23 protein-coding genes and 2 tRNA genes are annotated in these 25759 nt (G+C 55.8%); 19 read left to right on the forward strand and 6 right to left on the reverse strand.

Features of this window, described 5'->3' with window-relative positions:
* Positions 1–17: 17 nt before the first annotated feature.
* Together carB and greA are read left to right on the forward strand one after the other, a co-directional pair.
* Positions 18–3248, forward strand: a complete 3231-nt coding sequence (gene carB / locus ACT3TY_RS12905; RefSeq protein ID WP_193053247.1) for a carbamoyl-phosphate synthase large subunit — start codon at positions 18–20, stop codon at positions 3246–3248.
* Positions 3245–3721 (forward strand): transcription elongation factor GreA, encoded by a 477-nt coding sequence (gene greA / locus ACT3TY_RS12910; protein ID WP_172117601.1) that lies wholly within the window; start codon positions 3245–3247, stop codon positions 3719–3721. The genes carB and greA overlap by 4 nt, the downstream gene beginning before the upstream one ends.
* A gap of 129 nt (positions 3722–3850) precedes the next feature.
* Here greA and yhbY read toward each other — a convergent pair whose 3' ends face one another.
* Positions 3851–4177, reverse strand: a complete 327-nt coding sequence (gene yhbY / locus ACT3TY_RS12915; RefSeq protein WP_087108709.1) for a ribosome assembly RNA-binding protein YhbY — start codon at positions 4175–4177, stop codon at positions 3851–3853.
* A 115-nt stretch (positions 4178–4292) separates the two neighbouring features.
* On the opposite strand from yhbY, the gene rlmE reads away from it, so the two are divergent.
* From rlmE to ACT3TY_RS13000, 17 genes are all read left to right on the forward strand, one after another.
* Positions 4293–4940 carry a 23S rRNA (uridine(2552)-2'-O)-methyltransferase RlmE gene (gene rlmE, locus ACT3TY_RS12920; RefSeq protein WP_172117600.1) on the forward strand — a complete coding sequence of 216 codons (648 nt, stop codon included), beginning with the start codon at positions 4293–4295 and terminating at the stop codon, positions 4938–4940.
* A 204-nt stretch (positions 4941–5144) separates the two neighbouring features.
* Positions 5145–7163: an ATP-dependent zinc metalloprotease FtsH gene (gene ftsH, locus ACT3TY_RS12925; protein ID WP_444628506.1), complete on the forward strand. Its 2019-nt coding sequence runs from the start codon at positions 5145–5147 to the stop codon at positions 7161–7163.
* Between the two features lie 97 nt (positions 7164–7260).
* Positions 7261–8175 carry a dihydropteroate synthase gene (folP, locus tag ACT3TY_RS12930; protein ID WP_441678223.1) on the forward strand — a complete coding sequence of 305 codons (915 nt, stop codon included), beginning with the start codon at positions 7261–7263 and terminating at the stop codon, positions 8173–8175.
* The gene (gene glmM / locus ACT3TY_RS12935; protein ID WP_172117598.1) at positions 8172–9521 is read left to right on the forward strand and encodes a phosphoglucosamine mutase; all 1350 of its coding nucleotides are present in this window, start codon (positions 8172–8174) and stop codon (positions 9519–9521) included. The genes folP and glmM overlap by 4 nt, the downstream gene beginning before the upstream one ends.
* A 78-nt stretch (positions 9522–9599) precedes the next feature.
* A complete protein-coding gene (tpiA, locus tag ACT3TY_RS12940) occupies positions 9600–10349 on the forward strand; it encodes a triose-phosphate isomerase (protein WP_444628508.1) in 750 nt (249 codons plus the stop codon).
* A gap of 4 nt (positions 10350–10353) precedes the next feature.
* Positions 10354–10713 carry a preprotein translocase subunit SecG gene (gene secG, locus ACT3TY_RS12945; protein WP_444628509.1) on the forward strand — a complete coding sequence of 120 codons (360 nt, stop codon included), beginning with the start codon at positions 10354–10356 and terminating at the stop codon, positions 10711–10713.
* 34 nt (positions 10714–10747) lie between these two features.
* Positions 10748–10834, forward strand: a tRNA-Leu gene (locus ACT3TY_RS12950).
* A gap of 139 nt (positions 10835–10973) precedes the next feature.
* A tRNA-Met gene (locus tag ACT3TY_RS12955) sits at positions 10974–11050 on the forward strand.
* Positions 11051–11357: 307 nt separating this feature from the next.
* The gene (gene rimP, locus ACT3TY_RS12960) at positions 11358–11825 is read left to right on the forward strand and encodes a ribosome maturation factor RimP (RefSeq protein WP_444628510.1); all 468 of its coding nucleotides are present in this window, start codon (positions 11358–11360) and stop codon (positions 11823–11825) included.
* Between the two features lie 72 nt (positions 11826–11897).
* A complete protein-coding gene (gene nusA, locus ACT3TY_RS12965; protein ID WP_172117594.1) occupies positions 11898–13412 on the forward strand; it encodes a transcription termination factor NusA in 1515 nt (504 codons plus the stop codon).
* Positions 13413–13439: 27 nt separating this feature from the next.
* On the forward strand, positions 13440–15971 hold the full coding sequence (gene infB, locus ACT3TY_RS12970) for a translation initiation factor IF-2 (protein ID WP_444628512.1): 2532 nt from the start codon (positions 13440–13442) through the stop codon (positions 15969–15971).
* Between the two features lie 18 nt (positions 15972–15989).
* On the forward strand, positions 15990–16400 hold the full coding sequence (gene rbfA / locus ACT3TY_RS12975) for a 30S ribosome-binding factor RbfA (RefSeq protein WP_172117592.1): 411 nt from the start codon (positions 15990–15992) through the stop codon (positions 16398–16400).
* Complete coding sequence (gene truB, locus ACT3TY_RS12980) at positions 16400–17320, forward strand: tRNA pseudouridine(55) synthase TruB (RefSeq protein ID WP_444628513.1); 921 nt, start codon at positions 16400–16402, stop codon at positions 17318–17320. Before rbfA ends, truB begins: the two co-directional genes overlap by 1 nt.
* 8 nt (positions 17321–17328) lie before the next feature.
* Complete coding sequence (locus ACT3TY_RS12985; protein ID WP_172117590.1) at positions 17329–17469, forward strand: hypothetical protein; 141 nt, start codon at positions 17329–17331, stop codon at positions 17467–17469.
* A 31-nt stretch (positions 17470–17500) separates the two neighbouring features.
* Positions 17501–17770: a 30S ribosomal protein S15 gene (rpsO, locus tag ACT3TY_RS12990; RefSeq protein ID WP_018917553.1), complete on the forward strand. Its 270-nt coding sequence runs from the start codon at positions 17501–17503 to the stop codon at positions 17768–17770.
* Positions 17771–17953: 183 nt separating this feature from the next.
* Positions 17954–20116, forward strand: a complete 2163-nt coding sequence (pnp, locus tag ACT3TY_RS12995; protein WP_441678229.1) for a polyribonucleotide nucleotidyltransferase — start codon at positions 17954–17956, stop codon at positions 20114–20116.
* Positions 20117–20243: 127 nt separating this feature from the next.
* Positions 20244–21413 carry an MFS transporter gene (locus tag ACT3TY_RS13000; protein ID WP_172117588.1) on the forward strand — a complete coding sequence of 390 codons (1170 nt, stop codon included), beginning with the start codon at positions 20244–20246 and terminating at the stop codon, positions 21411–21413.
* A gap of 100 nt (positions 21414–21513) precedes the next feature.
* On the opposite strand, the gene ACT3TY_RS13005 is transcribed toward ACT3TY_RS13000, so the two are convergent.
* From ACT3TY_RS13005 to folK, 5 genes are all read right to left on the reverse strand, one after another.
* On the reverse strand, positions 21514–22692 hold the full coding sequence (locus ACT3TY_RS13005; protein ID WP_444628515.1) for an acetyl-CoA C-acetyltransferase: 1179 nt from the start codon (positions 22690–22692) through the stop codon (positions 21514–21516).
* A 266-nt stretch (positions 22693–22958) separates the two neighbouring features.
* Positions 22959–23339 carry an aspartate 1-decarboxylase gene (gene panD / locus ACT3TY_RS13010; protein WP_087108680.1) on the reverse strand — a complete coding sequence of 127 codons (381 nt, stop codon included), beginning with the start codon at positions 23337–23339 and terminating at the stop codon, positions 22959–22961.
* Between the two features lie 49 nt (positions 23340–23388).
* Positions 23389–24237: a pantoate--beta-alanine ligase gene (gene panC / locus ACT3TY_RS13015; protein ID WP_441679847.1), complete on the reverse strand. Its 849-nt coding sequence runs from the start codon at positions 24235–24237 to the stop codon at positions 23389–23391.
* 37 nt (positions 24238–24274) lie between these two features.
* Positions 24275–25066, reverse strand: coding sequence for a 3-methyl-2-oxobutanoate hydroxymethyltransferase (gene panB / locus ACT3TY_RS13020; RefSeq protein WP_444628516.1), 792 nt, complete (start codon positions 25064–25066; stop codon positions 24275–24277).
* 185 nt (positions 25067–25251) lie between these two features.
* Positions 25252–25752, reverse strand: coding sequence for a 2-amino-4-hydroxy-6-hydroxymethyldihydropteridine diphosphokinase (gene folK, locus ACT3TY_RS13025; protein ID WP_441679849.1), 501 nt, complete (start codon positions 25750–25752; stop codon positions 25252–25254).
* Positions 25753–25759 lie beyond the last annotated feature (7 nt).

Below are 25759 nucleotides of genomic sequence, written 5' to 3' on the forward strand. Positions count from 1 at the left end.
TTTTTGCGGGAACCGTTATGCCTAAGCGTACCGACTTAAACAGTATTTTGATCATTGGCGCTGGCCCGATTGTTATCGGCCAGGCCTGCGAATTCGACTACTCCGGCGCCCAGGCGTGTAAGGCGCTGCGCGAGGAGGGGTTCCGGGTTATTTTGGTGAACTCCAACCCGGCCACCATCATGACCGACCCGGCCATGGCGGATGCTACCTACATTGAGCCGATTACCTGGCAGGCCGTTGAGAAGATCATCGAGGCTGAAAAGCCCGATGCTATTCTGCCCACCATGGGTGGTCAGACCGCGCTTAACTGTGCGCTGGATCTGGAAAAACATGGCGTGTTGGAAAAGCACGGCGTGGAGATGATCGGCGCCAACGCCGACGCCATCAACATGGCCGAAGACCGTGACTTGTTTGACCAGGCCATGAAGCGTATTGGCCTTGAGTGCCCGAAAGCGAAAGTCGCGCACACCATGGACGAAGCGTGGGAAATTCAAGCCGAGCTTGGCTTTCCGACCATTATTCGGCCTTCCTACACCATGGGCGGCTCCGGCGGCGGCGTGGCGTACAACAAGGAAGAGTTTGAAGAGATTTGTACGCGTGGTTTCGAGCTTTCCAACAACCACGAGCTGCTGATTGATGAGTCGCTGCTGGGTTGGAAAGAGTACGAAATGGAGGTCGTTCGCGACAAAAAAGATAATTGCATCATTGTCTGTGCGATTGAAAACTTTGACCCGATGGGTGTGCATACCGGCGACTCGATTACTGTCGCACCGGCGCAAACGCTGACGGACAAAGAGTACCAGATCATGCGCGACGCAAGCCTTGCGGTGCTGCGCGAGATTGGCGTAGAAACCGGTGGCTCCAACGTGCAGTTCGGTATGGACCCGAAAACCGGCCGCCTGGTCGTGATCGAGATGAACCCGCGGGTGTCACGCTCTTCCGCACTGGCATCCAAGGCCACCGGCTTCCCGATTGCCAAAATTGCCGCCAAGCTGGCGATTGGCTACACCCTGGATGAGCTGCAAAACGATATTACCGGTGGACGCACGCCAGCGTCGTTCGAGCCGTCTATCGACTACGTGGTCACCAAGATCCCGCGCTTCACATTTGAGAAGTTTCCGCAGGCCAATGATCGCCTGACGACTCAGATGAAGTCGGTGGGCGAGGTCATGGCCATTGGCCGTACCTTCCAAGAGTCGCTGCAAAAAGCGCTGCGCGGTACGGAAACCGGTAACGACGGTCTCGACCCGATTATTACCGATTTCAACCCGGAAAATATGGCCCTGATCAAGGGAGAACTTCAGGCGGCAGGCGCTGAGCGTATCTTCTATGTGGCCGATGCCATGCGTTCAGGTATGAGCGTGGATGACGTCTTCGCACTGACCAATATCGACCCCTGGTTCCTGGTCCAGATGGAAGACCTGGTATTGACCGAAGCCGCCGTTGCCAAGCGCTCACTAAGCGATTTCTCTGCGCGCGAACTCTATCAGCTCAAGCGCAAAGGCTTTGGCGATGCGCGCCTGGCCACGCTGCTGAACGTGAGCGAAAAAGAGTTCCGCCAAACGCGTCAGGCCGCTGGTGTTCGTCCGGTCTACAAGCGCGTGGATACCTGCGCCGCTGAGTTCGCTTCTGATACCGCCTACATGTACTCCACCTATGAAGAGGAGTGTGAAGCGGACGTATCTGATCGCCAGAAGATCATGGTGCTGGGTGGCGGGCCGAACCGTATTGGTCAAGGCATCGAGTTTGACTACTGCTGTGTGCACGCCGCCTTCGCCATGCGCGATGACGGCTATGAAACCATCATGGTCAACTGCAACCCGGAAACCGTGTCGACGGATTATGACACCTCTGATCGCCTCTACTTCGAGCCGGTGACGCTTGAAGACGTGCTTGAAATTGCTGACAAAGAGAAGCCGGTTGGCGTGATTGTTCAGTTCGGTGGTCAAACGCCGCTGAAACTGGCTCGTGAGCTGGAAGCGGCTGGTGTGCCAATTATCGGCACCACACCGGATGCGATTGACCGTGCTGAAGACCGCGAGCGCTTCCAGGTGATGATCGACAAGCTCGGCCTGAAACAGCCGCCTAACGCTACCGCACGCAGCTTTGAAGAAGCCTTCGCCAAGGCGGAAACCATTGGTTACCCGCTGGTCGTGCGCCCGAGCTACGTGTTGGGCGGTCGGGCCATGGAGATCGTCTACGACGCCTCTGAGCTTGAGAACTACATGACCAATGCGGTCAAGGTTTCCAACGACTCACCGGTGCTGCTGGACCACTTCCTGAGTGCTGCCATTGAGATCGACATTGATGCGGTTTCAGACGGCCAGCAGGTAGTCATTGGCGGCATTATGCAGCACGTCGAGCAAGCGGGCGTTCACTCCGGTGACTCCGCCTGTGCGCTGCCGCCTTACTCGCTACCCGCCGATGTACAGGATGAGATGCGCGAGCAGATCAAGCAGATGGCCGTGGAGCTGGGCGTAAAGGGCTTAATGAACGTGCAGCTGGCCTGGCAGGATGGCGAGATCTACGTGATTGAAGTTAACCCGCGTGCGTCGCGTACCGTACCGTTTGTCTCCAAGTGCATTGGTACCTCGCTGGCCCAGATTGCGGCACGCTGCATGGCGGGCACGACACTTGCCGAGCAGGGCTTTGAGCGCGAAATCATTCCGCACTTCTATAGCGTGAAAGAGGCGGTTTTCCCGTTCAATAAGTTCCAGGGCGTTGACCCGATTCTGTCGCCAGAAATGAAGTCCACCGGTGAAGTAATGGGTTCAGGCGAGACCTTTGCCGAAGCATTCTTTAAGGCGCAGTTGGGTGCTGGCGAAGCAATCCCGGCGCTTGAGGGTGACCGCAAGGCGTTCCTTTCCGTGCGTGAGCCGGACAAGGCGGGGATTATCGAAGTCGCTCGTTCTCTGCTAACATTAGGCTTCACACTATGCGCGACACGCGGCACAGCCGAAGCACTGGAAGCCGCTGGGCTTGCGGTCGAGCACGTCAATAAAGTCTATGAAGGTCGTCCCCATATCGTCGATCTGCTTAAGAACGACGAAATCGCCTACATCGTGAACACTACCGAAGGTCGTCAGGCTATTAATGACTCTTCGGTCATTCGCCGTACTGCTCTTGCGCGCAAGGTGCCCTATGCAACCACCTTGGCGGGCGCTAATGCCGTTTGTATGGCACTTGAGTACGGTAGGGAGATTACGGTGCGTCGCCTTCAGGATCTGCATGCAGGAGCAAGTCAATGAACAAGGTCCCGATGACGGTTGCGGGTGAAAAAAGTCTTCGCGAAGAACTCAATCATTTGAAGGGCGAAGCGCGCCCGCGAGTGATTGCGTCGATTGCCGAAGCGCGTGAGCACGGCGACCTTAAGGAGAACGCCGAATACCACGCTGCCCGTGAACAACAGGGGTTTATCGAAGGCCGTATTCAGGAAATCGAGAGCAAGCTTTCGGTAGCGCAGGTGATTGATGTCACCAAGCTGCCGAATACAGGGAAAGTGATCTTTGGTGTCACGGTCGCTCTGCTCAACCTGGATACGGATGCCAGCGTGACCTACCGCATTGTGGGCGAAGATGAGGCAGATATTAAGTCTGGCCGCATTTCTGTCACGTCCCCTATTGCACGTGCGTTGATCGGTAAAGAAGAGGGCGACGTTGCCGTGGTGAAAACACCCGGTGGCGACGTTGAGTATGAGATCGAAAGCGTTGAATATGCCTAAGCGCTAGGTCTATAGAGCTAGTGGGTGCCCAACTTAATGGGCGCCCATAAAAAAAGCCCGCTTATCAGGTTGATATCAACCGAATCGCGGGCTTTTTATCGCTCTTTGTAACAGCCAGACAGTAACGCGTTAGTGGCGGCCGTGGTGACCCTCGAAGCGTGAAACGTTAGAGAGCTTCGGATTGGCTTTAGGGTTTTTGCGATAAAGCAGTGCCATTTTGCCAATCGTTTGCACGACGTCGGCGCGGCTGCCGGTGACCAGTTCGTTTAGCATGGCCGCACGGTCGTCACGCTCAGGCAGGGCAAGTTTCACCTTGATAAGCTCGTGATCGTTGAGCGCGCGGTTGAGTTCTGTGAGCAAATTTTCGGAGACGCCGTTTTCAGAAACGGTGACCACTGGGTTCAAATGGTGGCCAATGCTGCGAAATGCTTTCTTTTGTGCCTGTGACAAGCTCATGGTATCTTGCGGTATCCCGGTTAGCGCTTAACGTTCCATCTTACGGTGAAATGCCACCAAGTGAAAGCTATCGCGTTAACGCGCCCATCTCTATATTGCAGTGTTAGATTCTGATATGCAGCAAAAGCCCCCGAGTCGTAAACATTCAGTGAGCAAAACCAGCAACAACTGGAAGAAAGAGCACTTTGACGACCAGTACGTGAAACAGAGTTGGCAGGATGGTTATCGCTCTCGCGCAAGCTATAAACTGCTGGAGCTGGATGAAAAAGATAAGCTGCTTCGCCCGGGCATGACGATCATTGATCTGGGCGCGGCGCCTGGCGGTTGGAGTCAGATCGCCGCTGAAAAAGTCGGTATGGACGGTGTGGTGATCGCCTCTGACATACTGGAGATGGACGCGCTGGCAGGGGTGGACTTTATTCAAGGCGATTTTACGGAAGAGTCGGTGCTTAATGCGATTCTTGAACGGCTGGGAAATCGTCAGGTAGACCTTGTGATGTCCGACATGGCCCCCAATATGAGTGGTATGGCTGCGATTGACCAGCCTCAGGCTATGTACCTTGTAGAGCTGGCGCTAGAGCTCGCCCGTGAGACACTGCCCCCCAAAGGCCGCTTTCTGGCCAAGGTGTTTCAGGGGGAAGGATTTGACGCCTACCTTAAAGAATTGCGCGGCAGTTTTGATCGTGTCGTGATCCGTAAGCCAGATGCCTCGCGGGCTCGTTCGCGGGAAGTCTACTTTTTAGCGGAGGGGTTTCGCGGCTAAACTGACAGGTCGTGCATAGCAAAGATTTATCATCGCGATTGCCAGACAGGCAGGCGCAAGGTGTGTCACATTATACGCATGAGATAAGCGTGATACAGATGGCCCAAAGTTAATAGTGCTTTGGCAATGGTTGAACGCCAGGTACTGGTGTAAGGTCTCAGTATTGGCGTTTAACTGACGGATTCTTGTAATGAGGGTAGCCCCTTGAACGATATGGCGAAGAACCTGATTCTGTGGCTGGTCATCGCGGCTGTGCTACTGACAGTGTTCAACAATTTTAGTACCGAAAGTGCTCCCCAAAGCACCAATTACTCCCAGTTTGTGGAGCAGGTGCAAAATCAGCAGGTGCGTAGCGTTACCATTGATGGCTATACCATTAACGGTGAGCGTACGGACGGTTCGCAGTTCCAGACGATTCGTCCGGCGGCTGAAGACCCCAAGCTGATGGATGACCTGCTAAGCAATAATGTAACGGTGGTGGGTAAAGCGCCAGAGCAGCAAAGCATCTGGATGCGCCTGCTGATCGCAAGCTTCCCGATTCTGTTGATCCTGGCCATCTTTATGTTCTTTATGCGCCAGATGCAGGGCGGCGCTGGTGGCGGTAAAGGCGGCCCGATGAGCTTTGGCAAGTCCAAGGCCAAGCTGCTTTCTCAGGACCAGATCAAAACCACGTTTGCCGATGTAGCCGGTTGTGATGAAGCGAAAGAGGAAGTGGAGGAGCTTGTCGACTTCCTGCGCGATCCAACCAAGTTCCAGCGCCTGGGCGGTACGATCCCTCGCGGTGTATTGATGGTGGGCCCGCCGGGTACCGGTAAAACGCTGCTGGCAAAATCGATTGCCGGTGAAGCCAAGGTGCCGTTCTTCTCGATTTCCGGTTCCGACTTCGTTGAAATGTTTGTGGGTGTCGGTGCATCGCGTGTACGTGACATGTTCGAACAGGCCAAGAAGCAGGCGCCCTGCATCATCTTTATCGATGAGATTGACGCGGTTGGCCGGTCACGCGGTGCTGGTATGGGTGGCGGTAACGACGAGCGCGAGCAGACGCTCAACCAACTACTGGTTGAAATGGACGGCTTTGAAGCCAACGAAGGCGTTATCGTGATTGCCGCCACCAACCGCCCGGACGTACTCGACCCGGCGCTGCTGCGTCCAGGCCGCTTTGACCGTCAGGTGACCGTTGGCTTGCCGGACATCCGTGGCCGTGAGCATATTCTGGGCGTTCACCTGCGTAAGGTGCCGCTGGCGGAAGACGTTAAACCGTCGATCATTGCGCGTGGAACGCCAGGCTTCTCAGGTGCCGATTTGGCTAACCTGGTGAATGAGTCAGCGCTGTTCGCCGCACGCCGTAACAAGCGCTTGGTCAGCATGGAAGAGCTGGAGCTTGCCAAAGACAAGATCATGATGGGCGCTGAGCGCAAATCGATGGTCATGACCGATAAAGAGAAGTTGAATACGGCTTATCACGAATCGGGCCATGCGATTATCGGTCTGGTGATGCCTGAGCATGATCCGGTCTACAAGGTAACGATTATTCCGCGTGGTCGGGCATTAGGTGTCACCATGTTCCTGCCCGAGGAAGACCGTTATAGCCTGTCGCGTCAGCAGATTCTTAGCCAGATTTGTTCGCTGTTCGGTGGTCGTATCGCCGAAGAGATGACGCTGGGGGCCAACGGTGTCACCACCGGTGCTTCTAATGACATCAAGCGCGCTACCGAACTGGCTCATAACATGGTCGCGAAATGGGGGCTGTCAGACGAGATGGGCCCGATCATGTACGACGAAGATGAGTCACATCAGTTTCTCGGTGGCCCGGGCCAGGGCGGCAGCAAGATGAAGTCGGGTGACACAACGACGCGTCTTGATAAAGAAATTCGTAAGATTATTGACGATTGTTATGAGCAGGCGCGTCAGATATTGACCGATAATCGCGATAAGCTGGAAGCCATGACCGAAGCGTTGATGAAGTACGAAACCATCGATGCCGACCAGTTGAAAGACATCATGGAAGGCCGTGATCCGCGTCCGCCGGAAGGTTGGAACGACGGTGATTCACCTGGCGGTGGAACGCCCGTTAGCGATGACGTGCCGACGACGCAGAACGATTCACCGAACGCCACTGATCATGCGTCTGGTGGTGGTGCTTCAGGGGATGAGGGTGACGAGGATGATGACAAGCCTCGCCGACGCCCCTCTGACCCGCTTGGTGGTTCAACGGGCTCCTGATACGCTCCGGCCACTGCAAAGGCGCCCCAATATGGGGCGCCTTTTTGTTATGCTGTTATTCAGGCAGTAGCAGTGCTTCTTTTTAATAGGCAGCCGCATGAAATCAATAATTGACCCCTCTTTATCACCCGCAATGAATGAGAATGTGCACATGCGTTGTGGGCGCCATGTGCTGGATCTCTCTTTTCCTCGCGTTATGGGGATTTTAAATGTTACGCCCGACTCTTTTTCTGATGGTGGTCGGCACGTAGCGCTGGATGACGCGCTGCGTCATGCCGAGCGTATGCTTGCCGAAGGTGCTGCGATTATTGATGTGGGCGGCGAGTCGACGCGCCCCGGGGCTGAGCCGCTAAGTGCTCAAGAGGAGCTGGACCGGGTCGCGCCGGTTGTTGAGGCGCTGGTTCGTGAGCTGGATGCGTTGGTATCAGTCGATACCAGCTGCTCGCTGGTGATGCGCGAATCAAGTGCGCTGGGCGCCGGAATGATTAACGATGTGCGTGCGCTTGAGCGTGAAGATGCCTTAATGGCGGCCATTGGCAGCGGGCTTCCTGTCTGTTTAATGCACCGCCAGGGTGAGCCGCAGGATATGCAGCAGTCACCTTCTTATGACCAGCCGGTGGAAGTGGCTGTCGCTGATTATCTAGCGCAGCGTGTCGCGGAGTGCGAGGCTGCTGGCCTTCGTCGCAGCCGTTTGCTGCTCGACCCGGGCTTTGGGTTTGGTAAAACGGTTGAACACAATTTGCGCCTGCTAAAATATATGGATGCCCTGCAGGCGCTTGGTTTGCCGCTATTGGTGGGAATGTCGCGTAAAAGCATGATTGGCAAAGTGCTGGGGCGTCCGGTTGAAGAGCGTTTGGCGGGTGGTCTTGCGCTGTCTGCCATGGCCGTTGAGCGTGGCGCTAAAATTCTACGTGTGCACGATGTGGGGCCGACGGTCGATGCCGTTAATATGGCCTGGGCGGTACTCCAGGAGGGGTGCGACATGCCGCTAAACGAGGAAAAATATTCATGACACGACGCTATTTTGGTACCGACGGGATTCGGGGCACGGTCGGACAAGCACCAATCACTGCCGATTTTATGCTCAAGCTTGGTTGGGCAGCGGGCCAGGTGTTGCGCCGCGAAAAGGGTCGGACGCGGGTGTTGATTGGTAAAGACACGCGTATTTCAGGTTACATGTTTGAGTCGGCGTTAGAAGCCGGGCTTTCAGCCGCAGGCGTTGATGTGTCGCTTTTGGGGCCCATGCCGACACCAGGTATTGCGTATCTCACCCGCACGTTTCGTGCCGATGCAGGGATCGTGATTTCAGCATCACATAATCCGTTTGATGATAACGGCATCAAGTTTTTCTCGGCAGAGGGCAAAAAGCTCCCCGATGAGACAGAAGACCGTATCGAAGCCATGCTGGAGGCGCCGTTAACGACCGCTGAAGCGGCCCAGTTGGGCAAGGCAACTCGGATCGGTGATGCCGCTGGCCGCTATATTGAATTTTGCAAATCGACACTGCCAGACCGCTTAAGCCTGCATGGGCTAAACGTTGTGCTGGATTGCTCCCACGGTGCGACCTATCACATTGCGCCAAACGTGTTTCGCGAGCTAGGCGCAGAGGTCAGCGTTATCGGCGCGTCACCTGACGGCTTGAATATTAACCATCAAGTAGGCTCTACACATCCTGCGGCGCTACGTGCTGCGGTCATCCACCGGGGGGCCGATTTAGGCATCGCATTTGATGGTGATGGGGACCGCGTGTTGATGGTGGATAGTGATGGCCGCGAAATTGATGGCGATGATATTCTCTATTTGATTGCTCGTGACCGTCATGAGAGAGGCCTGTTAGCAGGCGGCGTGGTCGGCACCTTAATGAGTAACTTTGGCCTTGCTGTCGCGCTTGAAAAGCTGGGTATCCCCTTTAAACGGGCCAAGGTGGGCGACCGCTTTGTCATGGAGATGATGGCGGCTAACGAGTGGGAGCTGGGCGGTGAAGCGTCGGGGCATATTGTATGCGGGCATGTGCAAACCACTGGTGATGGCATTGTCGCTGCTCTACAGGTGTTGGCATTGATGATCCGTGAGCAAGCATCGCTGCCGGAATTGCTGAAAGGGTTTGAGAAAGTCCCGCAGGCCTTGGTGAATGTGCGCTTGCCCGCTGGGACCTTGGCGCATGATGTCATGGCATTAAGCGCCCTGCAGGACGCTGTTGCTGACGTTGAAAAACAGCTGGGTGATCAAGGGCGGGTGCTGTTGCGGCCCTCCGGCACCGAGCCATTGATTCGCGTGATGGTAGAAGGCTGCGGTCACTTGAATGTTGATCAGTTGACTCAGGGGCTGGCTGATCGTGTTCAAGCCTTGCTCAAATAAGGCAGCTGTGCTTGTCAGCGGTTGTCTTGTCAAGGCCGCTCCTATACCATTTCGCTCCACCTTGAGTGAGGAGAGTTCATGCGTACGCCATTAATTGCCGGTAATTGGAAAATGAACGGGTCCGCTGCACTGATAAATGATTTTGGCAGCGCGTTTGCTGATGTCTCGTTACCTGCAGCCTTGGACGTTGTGCTTATTCCCCCCTTTCCTTATCTGGACGCGGCGCGTCAGGCGTTTCGCAATACATCGCTAGCGTTAGGCGCCCAGACGCTCAATCCTATCGAGTCTGGTGCGCACACGGGTGAAGTGAGCGGACGTATGCTCAAAGAGTTCGAAGTGGCGTATGTGCTGGTGGGTCACTCCGAGCGTCGCGAGCTGTACCGTGAAAGCGATGAGCAGGTGTTTGATCGCTTATTGGCGGCGCTGGATAATGGCCTGACACCCATTCTGTGTGTGGGTGAGTCACTTGCCGAACGCGATGCCGAGAAGACCATGGATGTGGTATTGCGCCAGGTAGGCTATGCGATGACGCGTTTAGCGCCCGAGCAGCGCCAAGCGGTCGTGATTGCCTATGAACCCGTATGGGCGATTGGTACCGGGCGGACAGCAACGCCCGAGCAGGCGCAGGACGTAATGGCCGGAATCCGCGCCTACCTCGCAGAGTTTAGTGCAGCGCTCGCTGAGCAGATGCGGTTGCTCTACGGCGGCAGTATGAACGCAAAAAATGCGGCTGAGCTACTTGCCCAGCCGGATATCGACGGCGGTTTAGTGGGCGGTGCTTCGCTCAAAACCGATGATTTTTACGCCATTTGTCAGTCAGCAGGATAACGCCATGCAAGTTGCAATTCTTATGGTCCACGTGGTGATTGCGGTCGCCCTGGTTGTATTGATCCTGCTTCAGCAGGGTAAAGGTGCCGAAGCGGGTGCCGCGTTTGGAGGCGGTGCCTCACAAACGGTATTTGGCTCGCGCGGTAGCGGTAGCTTTTTATCGCGTACAACCGCGGTTCTGGCAGCAGGTTTTTTCGTAACCTCTATGGCGCTGGCGTACTTTGCAACGCAAGCAGGCCAGTCGCCGGAAGCGGGTATTCCTGATTCACGCCTGATCGAGCAACAGCAAAGCGTTCCAACGCTTGACGATAGCCCTGTAAGTGTGGATAATACCGCGCCAGTGCTAGAGGAAAGCAGCGAGTAAATGCTTGATGTCGCTTTCTTTAGCCTCCCCTGATGCCGAAGTGGTGGAATTGGTAGACACGCTATCTTGAGGGGGTAGTGACCGTATGGTCGTGCGGGTTCAAGTCCCGCCTTCGGCACCATCTGTTTTGCTGGCTCGCCAGCTTCCCAGACTCTTTATCAATGTCATCTTTTGATAAAGAAACCCAGGTTTAGCGCCTGAGACGAAAAGAGTTCTTGACGTAAGTGGTTCAAGTGTCTATTATCGTCGACCTAGATTGATGCGGGGTGGAGCAGTCTGGTAGCTCGTCGGGCTCATAACCCGAAGGTCATCGGTTCAAATCCGGTCCCCGCTACCATTTCCTGGTAGCACGTTAGATAGGCGACTAGCCTGACAGATCATGGTAATGAGATGTCGATAAGGGTTAATTGCCAAGTAGGTAAATCCTGCGCTGTGTTTCCTGGTTGGTATTACAGGTTTCTTATGAAAAGCCCCTTCCTGTGAAGGGGCTTTTTGTTAGCAAGCTTTTTGTTAACAAGCGTGTCTCAAGAGCGGATATCGTCCGAGTTGCCGGAGACACATTCCGGGTAACGCCAATCAGCCTCCTGGCTTCTCTAATAACTCCTGGCCAGGTGCCTGATGCAACGGCTATAGGAGCTTTGTCTGTGGCCACTAAACACGCAGCGCTACATGCGCTAATTGAACCTGTCGTCGCCGCCATGGGCTTTGAGCTATGGGGCATCGATCATGTTTCCCAAGGCAAGCATTCGCGGTTGGTGGTTTACATCGAAAGCGAAAGCGAAAGCGGTGTCAGTGTGGAAAATTGCGCTGATATTAGTCGCCAAGTCAGTGCTGTGATGGACGTGGAAGATCCCATTCCCGGTGAGTACCGGCTGGAAGTCTCTTCGCCCGGTATGGCACGCCCTTTATATACCCTGGATCAATTTACCCGCTATCAAGGCCACCATGTCGCACTTAAGCTGCGCGTGGCGTTTGATGGACGGCGCAAATACCAGGGGCTCTTGGCAGGTGTCGAGGGTGATGAAGTACTGCTACAACTGGATGGCGAGGAGTTCTGCTTTCCGATTGAAAGCATTGATTCAGCGCACATCGTACCGCAGTTCGACGATTAACCGGGTGGCGGCGCTGCCGGCAGGCTGCCGGGGTGATGCACAAAAGGACAGGTTTTCTGGCGAGGCAAACGCATGAGTAAAGAAATTTTAATGGTCGTTGACGCGATCTCCAACGAAAAAGGCGTCCCCCGGGATGTCATCTTCGAGGCGGTAGAAGCGGCTCTTGCGAGCGCGTCACGCAAGCGTTTTGAAAATGAAGAAGCCAATGTGCGGGTGCGTATCGACCGCCGTACAGGGGAATACGACACCTTCCGCTACTGGACAGTGGTTGAAGATGACGAATTCGAAACGCCAGATTACGAAATCAAAGAAACCATCGCCGAGCAGCGCGACCCGCCTTTGAAGCTTGGCGACGTTGTCGAACAGCAGATCGAAAACGCGATGTTTGGACGCATTGCCGCCCAAACCGCCAAGCAGGTCATCGTACAAAAAGTGCGTGAAGCTGAGCGCGCTGAAGTGGTTCGCCAATATGCGGACCGTGAAGGCGAGCTGGTGGCTGGTATTGTCAAAAAGACCACTCGCGACGGCCTGATTATCGATTTGGGCGAGAATGCTGAAGCCTTCTTGCCGCGCAATGAGATGATCCACGGCGAGCGTTACCGCATGAACGAGCGGGTTCGCGCACTGCTGGTTAAAGTTGACCCGGATGCACGGGGTGCCCAGCTGCAGCTGTCGCGTACCAACCCGGCGTTGATTATCGAGCTGTTTAAAATTGAAGTACCTGAAATCGCTGAACAGCTGATTGAGATTAAAGGGGCTGCGCGCGACCCTGGCTCACGTGCCAAAATTGCCGTTAAGACCAATGATCGCCGCATCGACCCGGTAGGGGCGTGTGTGGGGATGCGTGGTTCACGCGTTCAGGCTGTTTCGTCTGAGCTGCAAAATGAGCGTGTCGATATCGTGCTGTGGGACGACAATCCCGCCCAGCTGGTCATTAATGCCATGGCGCCCGCTGATGTTGGGTCTATCCTTGTCGACGAGGATGCCCACGCAATGGACGTGGCGGTTGCTCAGGATAACCTGGCACAGGCAATTGGGCGTAGTGGTCAAAACGTACGCTTGGCGTCAGAGCTTACCGGCTGGCGTATCAACGTGATGACCGAAGAAGAAGCTGATTCCAAGCGCGAGCAGGAGATTGATAGCCTGGTGGACACGTTCGTTCAGCACCTTGAAGTGGACGAAGACGTGGCCCGCCTGCTGGTAGAAGAAGGGTTTACTACCCTGGAAGAAGTTGCCTACGTGCCGCTTGAAGAAATGCTCGAGATCGAAGAGTTCGATGAAGATCTGGTTGAAGAGCTGCGTGCACGTGCGAAAGACGAGCTGCTGACGATGGCGATTGCCTCGGAAGAAGCGCTAGACGGTGCCCAGCCAGCAACTGATCTGCTGGAAATGGACGGCATGGAGCGCCATCTGGCCTTCATTCTGGCTAGCCGTGGCATTGTCACTATGGAAGATCTCGCCGAGCAGTCTGTCGACGATCTGGTCGATATCGAGGAGTTGGACGAAGCGCGCGCAGCGGCACTGATCATGACTGCCCGTGCGCCCTGGTTTGAAGACGATAACGCATCGGATTCGAACACACAGTAAACAGGTCACGGGCTGAGGAGGGTCACTATGTCAGATATGACAGTTAAAGATTTTGCAGTAAAGGTGGGCCGTGATGTGCCCCGCCTACTAGAACAGATGAAAGAAGCTGGCTTGAAGCACGCCTCTGAAGGCGATGCCGTGTCTGAAGAAGACAAGCAGAAACTGCTGACCTTTCTGAAGAAAAGCCATGGCGGCGACAGCGACACTGATACAAGCAAAAACCGTATCACGCTGACCCGTAAAACGCGCAGCCGTATTAAAACCGGCGAACGTGGTAAAACGATTGAAGTGCAAGTACGTAAGAAAAAAACGTACGTTAAAAGCGCCGAAGAGGATAAGCCGAAAGTCGCTGAGCCTAAGCATTCAGGTCCACGCCAGCTAGTGGGCGATATGGCCGAAGCCGAAGCCGAGCGTAAAGCGCGCGAAGCACGTGAAGCTGCCGAGAAAGCAGCCGCCGCTAAAGCCAAGGCAGCGGAAGACGCCGCGCGTAAAGAAGCCGAAGCGAAAGCAGCGGCTGAGCCTAAACTTGAAGTGCCCGAACTTCAGATCGAAGCTGCGCCAGCGACAGAGGAAATGCCGCCAGCACCGCCGAAAGAGGGCCGTACCGACCGTCGTACTGCACCGCCCAAGAAAGCTGTCGCGAAGAAAAAAGGTCGTGATGACGAAGATGACCGTGGTGATCGCGAAGAGCGTAAGCGCGGCGGCGGGGCGAAGAAAGTAAAACGTGCCGAGCGTCGTGGCGGCCGCCGTGGCCCAAGTCAGAGCGGCAATGGCAAGCACGGCTTCCAAAAGCCGACTCAGCCGATCGTACGTGAAGTATCGATCCCTGAGTCAATCAGCGTGGCTGAGCTTGCCGACAAAATGTCGATCAAGGCCAACGAAGTCATCAAGGCCATGTTTAACATGGGCGCGGCCGTGACCATCAACCAAACGATTGACCAGGATACAGCGGCCATCGTAGTGGAAGAGATGGGCCACAAGGTCAAGCTGGTGAAGGATGATGCGCTGGAAACGGAAATGCTTGAAGGCATCTCCTATGAAGGCGAAGAGATCACCCGCTCTCCCGTCGTGACCGTTATGGGCCACGTTGACCACGGTAAGACCTCACTGCTGGACTACATTCGCCGTGCCAAAGTGGCCACCGGTGAAGCGGGTGGTATCACCCAGCATATCGGTGCTTACCACGTTGAAGACAGCCATGGTGGCGTGACCTTCCTGGATACCCCTGGCCACGCGGCGTTTACCGCCATGCGTGCTCGTGGTGCCAAGGCAACCGACGTGGTTATCCTGGTGGTCGCTGCTGACGACGGCGTGATGCCCCAGACCATTGAGGCGATCGAGCACTCCAAAGCGGCTGAAGTACCCATGGTCGTTGCGGTGAACAAGGTCGATAAGATTGGTGTTGATTTTGACCGCATTCGTAACGAACTCTCGCAGCACGGCGTGATTTCCGAAGAGTGGGGCGGTGATACGCAGTTTGTACACGTTTCCGCCAAGACCGGTGACGGTATTGAAGAGCTGCTGGAAGCGATTCAGCTGGTTTCTGAAGTACTTGAGCTGAAAGCAGTGCCGTCGGCACCTGCTAAAGGCGTTGTCGTTGAGTCACGTCTTGACCGAGGTCGTGGCCCGGTTGCCACCGTACTGGTTCAAAACGGTACGCTGCAGAAAGGCGATATCGTTCTGGCTGGCCTGCACTACGGCCGTGTACGTGCGCTGACCAACGAGCTTGGCCTGCAGGTTGAGAGCGTTGGCCCGGCCATGCCCGTTGAGATTCAGGGCCTGGACGGTACGCCGGATGCGGGTGATGACTTCATGGTCGTGGCCGATGAGAAGAAAGCCCGCGAAGTGGCTAACTTCCGTCAAGGCAAGTACCGCGAAGTACGTCTGGCGCGTCAGCAGAAAGCCAAGCTTGAGAACATGTTTAGCCAGATGGGTCAGGATGAAGTGGCCAAGGTTAATATCGTTCTTAAAGCTGACGTACAAGGCTCTCTGGAGGCGATTAAAGGTGCCCTGGAAGAACTCTCCACTAATGAAGTACAAGTGGCTGTGGTCTCTTCAGGTGTTGGTGGTATCACCGGTACTGACGCCAACCTGGCGCTTGCCTCTGAGGCAATCGTGGTCGGCTTCAACGTCCGTGCCGACGCCGCTGCCCGCGAGATTATCGAGCGTGAAGGCTTGGATCTGCGTTACTACAGCGTCATCTACCACTTGATCGATGAGGTCAAGCAGGCGATGAGCGGTATGCTCGCCCCCGACTGGAAAGAAGAAATCGTCGGTGTTGCCGAAGTGCGCGATGTGTTCCGTGCGCCGAAGATCGGTGCAGTGGCGGGTTGTATGGTCGTCGAAGGTTCCGTGTCCCGCAGCAAACGCATCCGCGTACTGCGTGACAACGTGGTCATCTACGAAGGCGAGCTCGAATCGCTGCGCCGCTTCAAGGACGACGTACAAGAAGTGCGTAACGGTATGGAGTGTGGCATCGGCGTGAAGAACTACAACGATGTCCAGGTCGGCGACAAGATCGAAGTCTTCGATCAAGTCAGAGTCGAGCGCAGCCTGTAAGGCCGCGAGGAGACAACCATGCGCGAATTTAAGCGTACCGACCGAGTAGCCGACCAGCTCCAAAAGGAGCTGGCGGTACTTATTCAACGCGAAGTGAAAGACCCGCGTTTGGGCATGATCACGGTGAGCGGCGTAACCGTTAGCCGTGATCTTGGCTACGCCGATATCCATGTCACCCTGTTGGGTGAGCAGGAGCCTGAGCGTATCAAAGAGAACCTGCAGGTGCTTAAGCGTGCCGCCGGTTTTCTAAGGAGCCAGATTGCCAAACGCATTCAGTTGCGCCATGTCCCTGAACTGCGCTTTCATTACGATGAGAGCGTGGTGCGTGGGCAGCACCTCTCTTCCCTGATTGAAGAGGCCGTGTCGACTGACCGGGCTCGTCAAGTGGATGAAGAGGGTGATTCTGATCAAGGTGAGGAGACGCGCTAATGGCTCGTCGCCGTCGCGGTTTACCGGTCAATGGGGTATTACTGCTGGATAAGCCCAAGGGCGTTTCCAGCAACCATGCCCTACAGCGTGTACGTCGTTTGTTCGAGGCCCAAAAAGCCGGACATACCGGCACGCTGGACCCTATGGCAACCGGCTTACTGCCGATTTGCCTGGGCGAGGCCACCAAGTTCTCCGCGCACCTGCTGGAAGCCGACAAAATGTATCGCACCCGCGTTGAGCTGGGTGTGATCACCGACACCGGTGATGCAGAAGGCACGGTGATTGAGCGCCGCGATGTGCCGTCGTTAACAGCGGATGACGTTGAAGCCGCGATTGCGCGCTTTCGCGGTGAGATCGATCAGGTGCCGCCGATGTATTCGGCGCTCAAGCATCAGGGTAAGAAACTCTATGAGCTGGCCCGTGAGGGTAAGCAGGTAGAGCGTGCAGCGCGGCGGGTAAGCGTGTATGATGCGCGCCTGCTTGCATTTGACGGCGAAGCCTTCGAGCTTGAAGTCACCTGCAGCAAGGGGACTTACATCCGTACGCTGGCCGAAGATACCGGTTTGGCGCTGGGGTGTGGTGCTCACATCAGTCAGCTCCGCAGGCTCAAAACCGGGCCTTTTACGGGTGACGCGATGTGGACCCTCGAAGCGCTTGAAGCATTGGCGGATCAGACCTCGCGTGAGGCTGAATTAATGCCCGCTGATGTGCTGGTGGATCATCTGCCGACGCTTGAGGTGGACGAAACGGCTTACGGGCGCTTAGCCCACGGTCAATCGGCCAACTTGAGTATTGGTACGCTGGCTCCCGATGCGTTGGCAAGGCTTTATTATGCTGAGACGTTTATCGGCCTCGGTGTTGTAAAAGGTGCTCAGGAAGTAGCACCCAAGCGGCTGTTAAGTACCGTCGCTATCTCGTAAGAGTCCGGGTGAAACGTTGCAAGGATGTGACGATTTACGCGAAAATAGCACTTGAAATAGTACTGGAAACGGTACTTGAAATAGTGCTGGAAACAGTACGTCGAAAAGAGTCGCCTGAGACTGCAAATATGCGTGGTCTCACCCATTAAATTTTAGGCATATTGCTTACTGGAGAGACAGATGGCATTAACCGCTGAAACGAAAGCCGAAATCGTCAACGAATACGGCCGCGGCGATAACGATACCGGTTCCCCTGAAGTGCAGGTTGCACTGCTGAGCGCCAACATCAATGGCCTGCAGGACCACTTCAAAACCAACAAGCAGGATCACCACTCGCGTCGTGGTCTGATCCGCATGGTAAACCAGCGTCGTAAACTGCTGGACTACCTGAAGCGTAAAGATTTCGAACGCTATCAGTCTCTGATCCAGCGTTTAGGTCTGCGCCGCTAAGCTATTGTTGGCGAAGATTGAGAAACGGGCAGCTCCTTGTGAGCTGCCCGTTTTTTTATGTATGTCGCCCACAGGCCGTAGCTTTGCCCCGGTGATTTTGGGTTTCTGGTAGCCGTATGGCGCTACAGCGCCTAGAATGGTGGCGAGTCAAAACGACCCAAACGAATAGACAAGTAGATATTAATGTTAAAGGAAGTCGCCGTGAATCCGGTAAAAAAAACGTTTCAGTACGGTCGTAGCACCGTCACGCTAGAAACCGGGCGTATCGCTCGTCAAGCCACGGGGGCCGTTATGGTCACCATGGAAGATACCGTTGTGCTGTGTACCGTGGTGGCGCGCAAAGAAGCCAACCCCAGCCAACCCTTTTTCCCGCTCTCGGTTCATTACCAGGAAAAAACCTACGCAGTAGGTAAAATTCCCGGCGGCTTCTTTAAGCGCGAAGGACGTCCGACCGAGAAAGAAACTTTAACCTCGCGTCTGATCGATCGTCCGATCCGTCCGCTTTTCCCCAAAGGCTTTATGAACGAAGTGCAGGTTATCTGTACCGTTCTTTCCACCGATCGTAATCACGACCCGGATATTGCCGCGATGCTGGGTACCTCCGCTGCACTGAGCATTTCTGGCGTGCCGTTCAACGGCCCGATCGGTGCTGCGCGCGTTGGTTTCAACGAAGAGCAGGGGTATTTCCTTAACCCGACCGTTGAAGAGCTTGCGACTTCCGAGCTGGACATGGTCGTTGCCGGTACTGAAAACGCCGTGCTGATGGTCGAGTCCGAAGCCAAAGAGCTTCTGGAAGACGAGATGCTGGGCGCCGTACTGTTTGGCCACCAGGAAATGCAGGTCGCGGTTAGCGCGATTAACGAGCTGGTTGCCGAGGCCGGCAAACCGCGTTGGGACTGGCAGCCAGCCCCTGAGAACGTAGCGCTGAAAACCGCCATTGCGGATGCGTTTGAAGCGCAGGTGGGCGATGCCTATCGCATCACCGATAAGATGCAGCGCCAGGATGCCCTGGCAGCCCTGAAAGATCAGGCGGTTGAACAGCTGGCAGCCATTGACGGTGAACCGGTTAACGACAAGTTCAGCAAAGACGAAGTAAAAGGTGCCTTTGCTGGTCTTGAGAAACGCGTTGTACGTTCACGCGTTGTAAAAGGTGAGCCACGCATTGATGGCCGTGACAACTTCACCGTGCGCCCGCTAGCGATCGAAGTGGGCGCGCTGCCCAAGACTCACGGTTCGGCGGTGTTCACTCGTGGTGAGACCCAAGCGATTGCAGTGGCAACGCTGGGCACCCTGCGTGACTCTCAGCTGATCGAGTCGCTGGAAGGCGAGCGTAAAGACCGCTTTATGCTGCACTACAACTTCCCTCCCTACTCGGTCGGTGAAGCGGGCTTTATGGGTGGCCCGAAACGTCGTGAAATCGGCCATGGCCGTTTGGCACGCCGTGGTGTTCAGGCCATGCTGCCGTCTGAAGAAGCCTTCCCCTACACTATTCGTGTGGTATCGGAAATTACTGAATCCAACGGCTCAAGCTCGATGGCGTCAGTATGTGGCTCTTCACTTGCGCTGATGGATGCGGGTGTACCGCTGAAAGCACCGGTGGCGGGTATCGCCATGGGGCTGGTGAAAGACGAAGATGGCTACGCGGTACTGACCGATATCCTGGGTGATGAAGATCACCTTGGCGATATGGACTTTAAAGTGGCCGGTTCAGAAGAGGGTGTTACTGCCCTGCAGATGGACATCAAGATTGAAGGCATCAACGAAGAGATCATGGAGACTGCGCTTCAGCAAGCCCACAAAGCGCGCCTGGGTATTCTTGAGCAGATGAATGTAGTCATCAGCCAGAGCCGTACCGACGTCTCCGATAATGCGCCTTCCATGGCCACCATCAAGATCGACCCGGACAAGATCCGTGACGTTATTGGTAAAGGCGGCGCCACCATTCGGAAGATTTGCGATGATACCGGCGCGTCTATCGACCTTGATGACGACGGTACCGTGCGCATCTACGCTGAAGACAAGGCTGCGGCGAAAAAAGCCATCGATACCGTATTGGCGATTACGGCAGAAGCGGAAATTGGCAAGCTGTATAACGGCAAGGTCGTACGTATTGCTGACTTCGGTGCCTTTGTGAACATCATGCCGGGTACTGATGGTCTTGTGCATATTTCGCAAATCGTGGCTGAGCGCGTTAACAACGTGCGCGATTTCCTGAACGAAGGCGACGACGTGATTGTGAAGGTGCTCGACATCGATAACCGCAACCGCGTGAAGCTCTCGATGAAAGAGATCACCGAAGAAGAGAAAGCAGCGTTTGCCGCTGAAAGTGAGAACACCGCGGGCTAAGTCGCCGTAAGGTTGTCTCTTCCGCCCCCGTAGCCCCTGGTTGCGGGGGCGGAGTCGTTTGGTTGAAAGAAAGTGTGATTAAAAGAGCGTTTGGTTGGGTGGACGTTTTAGTTAGAAGGAAGTAGGCATGGAGAAGGAACAGGCACCGCGTTGGTGGGCGGTGGTCGCCGTGATGATCGGCATTTTTCTATTGGTAACCGCTGAACAGCTGCCTATCGGGTTGTTGTCTCAGGTGGCTTCATCCATGGATGTAACGCCCGGTGTCGCTGGCTTGATGGTAACGGTACCGGGCGTGGTCGCCGCTTTTTCGGCGCCGCTACTGCCCGTGGCGGTAGGCCGGTTGGATCGGCGCATTATGCTCACGCTACTCATGGTCGTCATGGTGATTGGTAGCGTGCTTTCAGCGCTGGCCAGTAGCTTTATCCTACTGCTGGCCGCCCGCGTGCTGGTGGGTGTCAGTATCGGCGGTTATTGGGCCGTGGCCGGGAGTATTGCTCCGCGCTTGGTGCCCAGCGATAAAGTGCCCAAGGCCATGACGATTATTTTTGGCGGCGTAGCCGCTGCATCGGTGCTTGGCGTGCCACTGGGTACCTTACTGGGTGATCTAAGCAACTGGCGAATCGCGTTTGGGGCTTTGGGCGGTTTTAGCCTGTTAACCGCACTGGCACTGTGGTGCTGGCTGCCGCCACTTCCACCCAGGGAGCCAGTCCGTCTCAAAGTGCTGGCCCAGCAGTTCACTAGCCGTGGCGTTCGGGTCGCGGTTCTGGTCACGGGCTTTGTAGTTGTCGGACACTTTGCAGCGTACACTTTCATTAGCCCTATCCTTCAGGAGATAAGCGGTGTAGCTCAGCGCCATGTGGGCAGCTTGCTGCTACTGTATGGGGCGGCAGGAATACTGGGCAATATCGCCGCAGGCATGTTCGCTGGGCGCCATCCTTATCGGGCGGTGCTGGCGATCCCAAGCTTGCTGCTATTGGTGGTGGCGTCTTTCCCGCTGCTCGGGGTCGAGCCTGTCAGCGGCGTGCTGCTACTCATGGTGTGGGGGGCCGCGTTTGGCAGCGTGTCGGTGAGCATACAGACGTGGATTTTACGCACCGCACCCAATACCGAAGCTGCGACCGCCCTGATGGCCTTTGTGTTCAACCTCTCCATTGGGCTGGGCGCGATGGTCGGTGGCCGGGTTGTTGATGCTACTAGCCTGCCTATTACCATGTGGGCCGCATCGGGCCTATTCTTGCTGGGCGCGCTGTTGGTATGGCGAACACCCGCCACCATTGTGGGTGAAAAGCACCGCTAAGTGCCCCATGAGTGTTAGGTGTCAGGTGCGAAGCCTTGAGGCATAAAAATGCCCCTGTCAGTGACAGGGGCATTTACATTTTAAGCGTTAATCGCCGAGATCAGGGGCGCTCAATCGCCAGTGCCACCCCTTGGCCGCCGCCGATACACAGCGTCGCCAGGCCTTTCTTGGCATCCCGGGCAATCATCTCATGAAGGAGCGATACCAGTACGCGACAGCCAGAAGCGCCAATCGGGTGGCCCAGGGCAATCGCGCCACCGTTGACGTTGACCTTGGATATATCCCAGCCCAGCTCTTTCTGAACAGAAAGGGCCTGTGCCGCAAAAGCCTCGTTGGCTTCCGCAAGGTCCAGGTCCTCCAGGCTCCAGCCGGCTTTTTCCAGGCAGCGACGGGTAGCAGGCGCGGGGCCAATACCCATAATGGCAGGGTCTACGCCCGCATTGGCATAAGCGGCAATACGTGCCAGCGGCTCAAGACCTAACGCCTTGGCTTTTTCTGCCGAGCAGATCATCACAACGGCCGCGCCATCGTTCAATGAGGAGGCGTTACCTGCGGTAACGGTGCCATCCTTTTTGAACGCTGGGCGCATGCCCGCCAGCTTTTCAGCGGTAATTTCGCGCGGGTTCTCGTCGGTATCAAACACAACGGGATCGCCTTTGCGCTGGGGGATCTGCACCGGCACGATCTGGCTTTTAAATTTGCCCTCTTTAATGGCCTTGGCAGCGTTCTGTTGCGACTGAGCGGCAAACGCGTCCATTTCCTCGCGGGTGATACCGTATTTTTCAGCCAGGTTTTCGGCGGTGATGCCCATATGGTAGTCATTGAAGGCATCCCAAAGGCCGTCATGCACCATGGTATCAATGGCTTTCCAATCGCCCATGCGCTGACCAGTGCGCGAATGGGGCAATACATGGGGGGACGCCGACATGTTTTCCTGCCCACCAGCCAGAATCAGCTCAGCGTCGCCACAGCGAATCGCTTGTGTTGCAAGATGCACGGCTTTTAGGCCTGAGCCACATACCTTGTTGATTGTCATGGCCGGTACGGAAGCCGGCAGGCCCGCTTTAATTGCCGCCTGACGAGCAGGGTTTTGCCCTACGCCCGCCGTCAGTACTTGACCGAGGAGTACTTCGTCCACCTGGTCGGGGGAAACGCCGGTTGATTCAAGGATATCCTTAATCACTAACGCGCCAAGCTCGCTTGCAGGAATGCCTGCCAGTGAACCGCCAAAGGAACCGACCGCGGTGCGGCGAGCCGCAACAATGACCACTTCTTGCATGAGATGACTCCTAACGTGAGTAAGGTAGACCGCCTGTTTTGCTATTTTGTTTGTACGGACCTGTTTTTACGGACCTGTTTTACTGTCTGTTCTTACTATCTGTTCTTACTGCCTGATGTACTGAGCATAACCTACGCTATCTGTTTTTTATGTCAGGCTTGCTACTCAGCATAGGGGAAAGTTGTGCGTTGCGGCAATGCGCTTTTTTAAAGGCAAATAAAAACGGACCCTGAAGGTCCGCTCGGTAGATGACTAGAATGCGTAGCCTACGCCAGCTGCACCGGGATAGCGTTGCTGGTATGGCTAACCTCGTTACCTTCCTGCAGGTAGACCAGAGCTGGCTGGTGCTGTTCAAGCTCGGCTTCCGAATAGTGGGCGTAGCTACAAATAATAATCCGGTGACCGGGGGCGGCTAAATGCGCCGCCGCGCCGTTAATCGAGATCAAACGAGAGCCTTCTTCGCCACGGATCGCGTAGGTGGTAAAACGCTCACCGTTTTCAACGTTATAGATCTGGATTTGTTCGTTTTCACGAATACCGGCCATATCCAGCAGGTCGCCATCAATGGCGCAAGACCCTTCGTAGTTAAGCACTGCATGGGTAACGCGTGCCATATGGAGCTTGGCTTTGAGCATAATTGTTTGCATAACAACTCCTGGTTGCGAAGCCTGCGGCTTGGCGATAAAACGTAATGGATCAAGCGGGCAGTTGCACGCTGAGATTATCAATCAAGCGAGCGGGACCTAGCCGAGCAGCGGCCAGTAATACCGCGTCACGAGTGGTGGTGCTGACAGGCGTTAACTCGGGCGTACGAAGCTCAAGATAATCGGGCGTAAAGCCTGCCTCGGTAAGCTCAATCAACCCGTTCGCCAGCATGGTTTCAAGCGGCTCCCCCTGCTCTAACGCGTCGCGCAATTCACACAGCGTGCGGTAAAGCGTAGGGGCTATCGCGCGTTCGGCATCGCTCAAGTAGCCGTTACGCGATGAAAGCGCCAGCCCATCGTCGTCGCGCACAATCGGCACGCCAATAATGTCAATCGGCATATGCAGGTCCTGCACACACTTGCGAATAACGGCAAGCTGCTGGTAGTCCTTCTCACCAAAGCAGGCAACGTCGGGCTGTACCAGGTTAAACAGCAGCGTGACAACGGTAGACACGCCGTCAAAGTGCCCGGGCCGTGAGCCACCGCACAGGCCCTCACCCACGTCAGGCACGTGAACGCACGTTTGCGAGGTTAGCCCATTGGGATAAAGCGTGCTTACCGAGGGTGAAAAGAGCACGTCGCATCCGGCTGCCCTAAGCTTTGCCTGGTCATCGGCGAAGGTGCGCGGGTAGCCGTCCAGGTCTTCGTTAGGCCCAAACTGCATGGGGTTTACAAACAGGCTGGCAACGACAACATCTGCGTGCTCGTGCGCCTTGGCAACCAGCGCTAAATGCCCGGCATGAAGATTGCCCATGGTCGGCACGAGCGCGATTCGCTGGCCGCGCGTTCGGTAGTCGCGCAGGAGGCTGCGCAGGTCGTTGATCTCTCGCAATGTACGCATAGTCATGTGTCGTAAGGTTACGTCGCAAACGGGCAGGTTAGAAGCAGTGCTCGGGAGCTGGGAAGGCACGCGTTTTGACCGCCTCGTGGAAGTCCTGAAAGGCGCCCTGAATATTGCCAGCATCTGCCATGAAGTTTTTCACAAACCGCGGCGGGCGGCCATGGGTGACGCCGAGTACATCATGCATGACTAGAATCTGACCATCGGTATCGGGGCCTGCACCAATTCCGATGACCGGTACATCAAGCGCGTCGGTAATGGCCTTGCCCAGGCTTGCCGGTACGCACTCCAGTAATATAACCGAAGCGCCCGCCTCAACCAGCACTTTGGCATCTTGCAGGATACGCTCTGCCTGGGCGGTGTCTCGTCCTTGTACCTTGTAGCCACCTAGCTGATAAACCGCCTGTGGCGTTAAGCCCAAGTGGGCGCATACGGGCACGCCGCGGCGTGTTAGCTCACGGATCCCCTCGGCCATCCAGGCTTCGCCTTCTACCTTGACCAGTTCCGCACCGGCACGCATGAGGGCTGCGCCGTCTTCCAACATGCGCTGCGTAGAGGCGTTACTCATAAACGGCAGGTCAACCATCAACAGACTATGGCCTTTGCCGCGTGCGGCACAGCGGGTGTGGTAGCAAATATCGTCGACTGTCACGGGGAGCGTGCTGGTATGCCCCTGGAGCACCATGCCGAGCGAGTCACCCACCAAAAGCACGTCGATACCGGCGTGGCTCGCCGCTTGGGCAAAGGAGGCATCGTAAGCGGTTAAGCAACTAAACGTTTCGCCAGCGCGCTTGTAGGCCTGTAGCGTGCTTAGAGTCACGGGTTTCATGGCATGCTCTCACTCGTCGTGGCCGCTGCGGCATGGGCAGCCAGCCGTTGTTAATATCACGCTGTTGCGATGTTCTTAAAAAATGGGCCCTGTAAAGACAAACCAGAACGTTAGTGTGTGGGCTGGAAAACGATTGTTACCCGGTCCAGTGTTGTGTGTCGAGGCTAGGGTAGCAAGATAACTGCTTAGGCAGGACCATCTTCGACTAAACGCTGAATGCCTGGTTCGGGGATTTGATTTAGCCATTCGCTTACCGGCTGCTGGCGAAGCGTCAGCGTTGCATCCAGTTCCGCCAGGGGAGCGAGCACAAAGGCGCGCTCGTGCATACGCGGATGGGGAGCGTTTAAACGCGGGTAGGCAATTGTCTGCTGGTCAAAAAGCAGTAAATCCAGATCCAGTGTGCGTGGGCCCCAGTGGCGTAGCCGCTGGCGCCGGTGCTGTTGTTCCAGCGCCTGTAGTTGGTCAAGCAGCGCCAGTGGTGAAAGGCGCGTTGTCAGGGCGACTACTGCGTTGACAAAATCCGGTTGGTCCTGAGGGCCAACCGGGCGGCTCGCGTAAAGTGAGGAGGTGGCCGTCAACTGGCTCAAGGGCAGCAGGGCAAGTGCCGAAATCGCCTGGCGCACCTGCCTGATAGGATCATCAAGATTACTACCCAAGCCGATATACGTAAGCGAAGTCGGGCTCATGTGTTGC

Origin of the sequence: Halomonas sp. AOP22-C1-8 (assembly GCF_052378905.1) — a bacterium.
In the GTDB taxonomy this organism is placed as follows: domain Bacteria; phylum Pseudomonadota; class Gammaproteobacteria; order Pseudomonadales; family Halomonadaceae; genus Vreelandella; species Vreelandella citrativorans.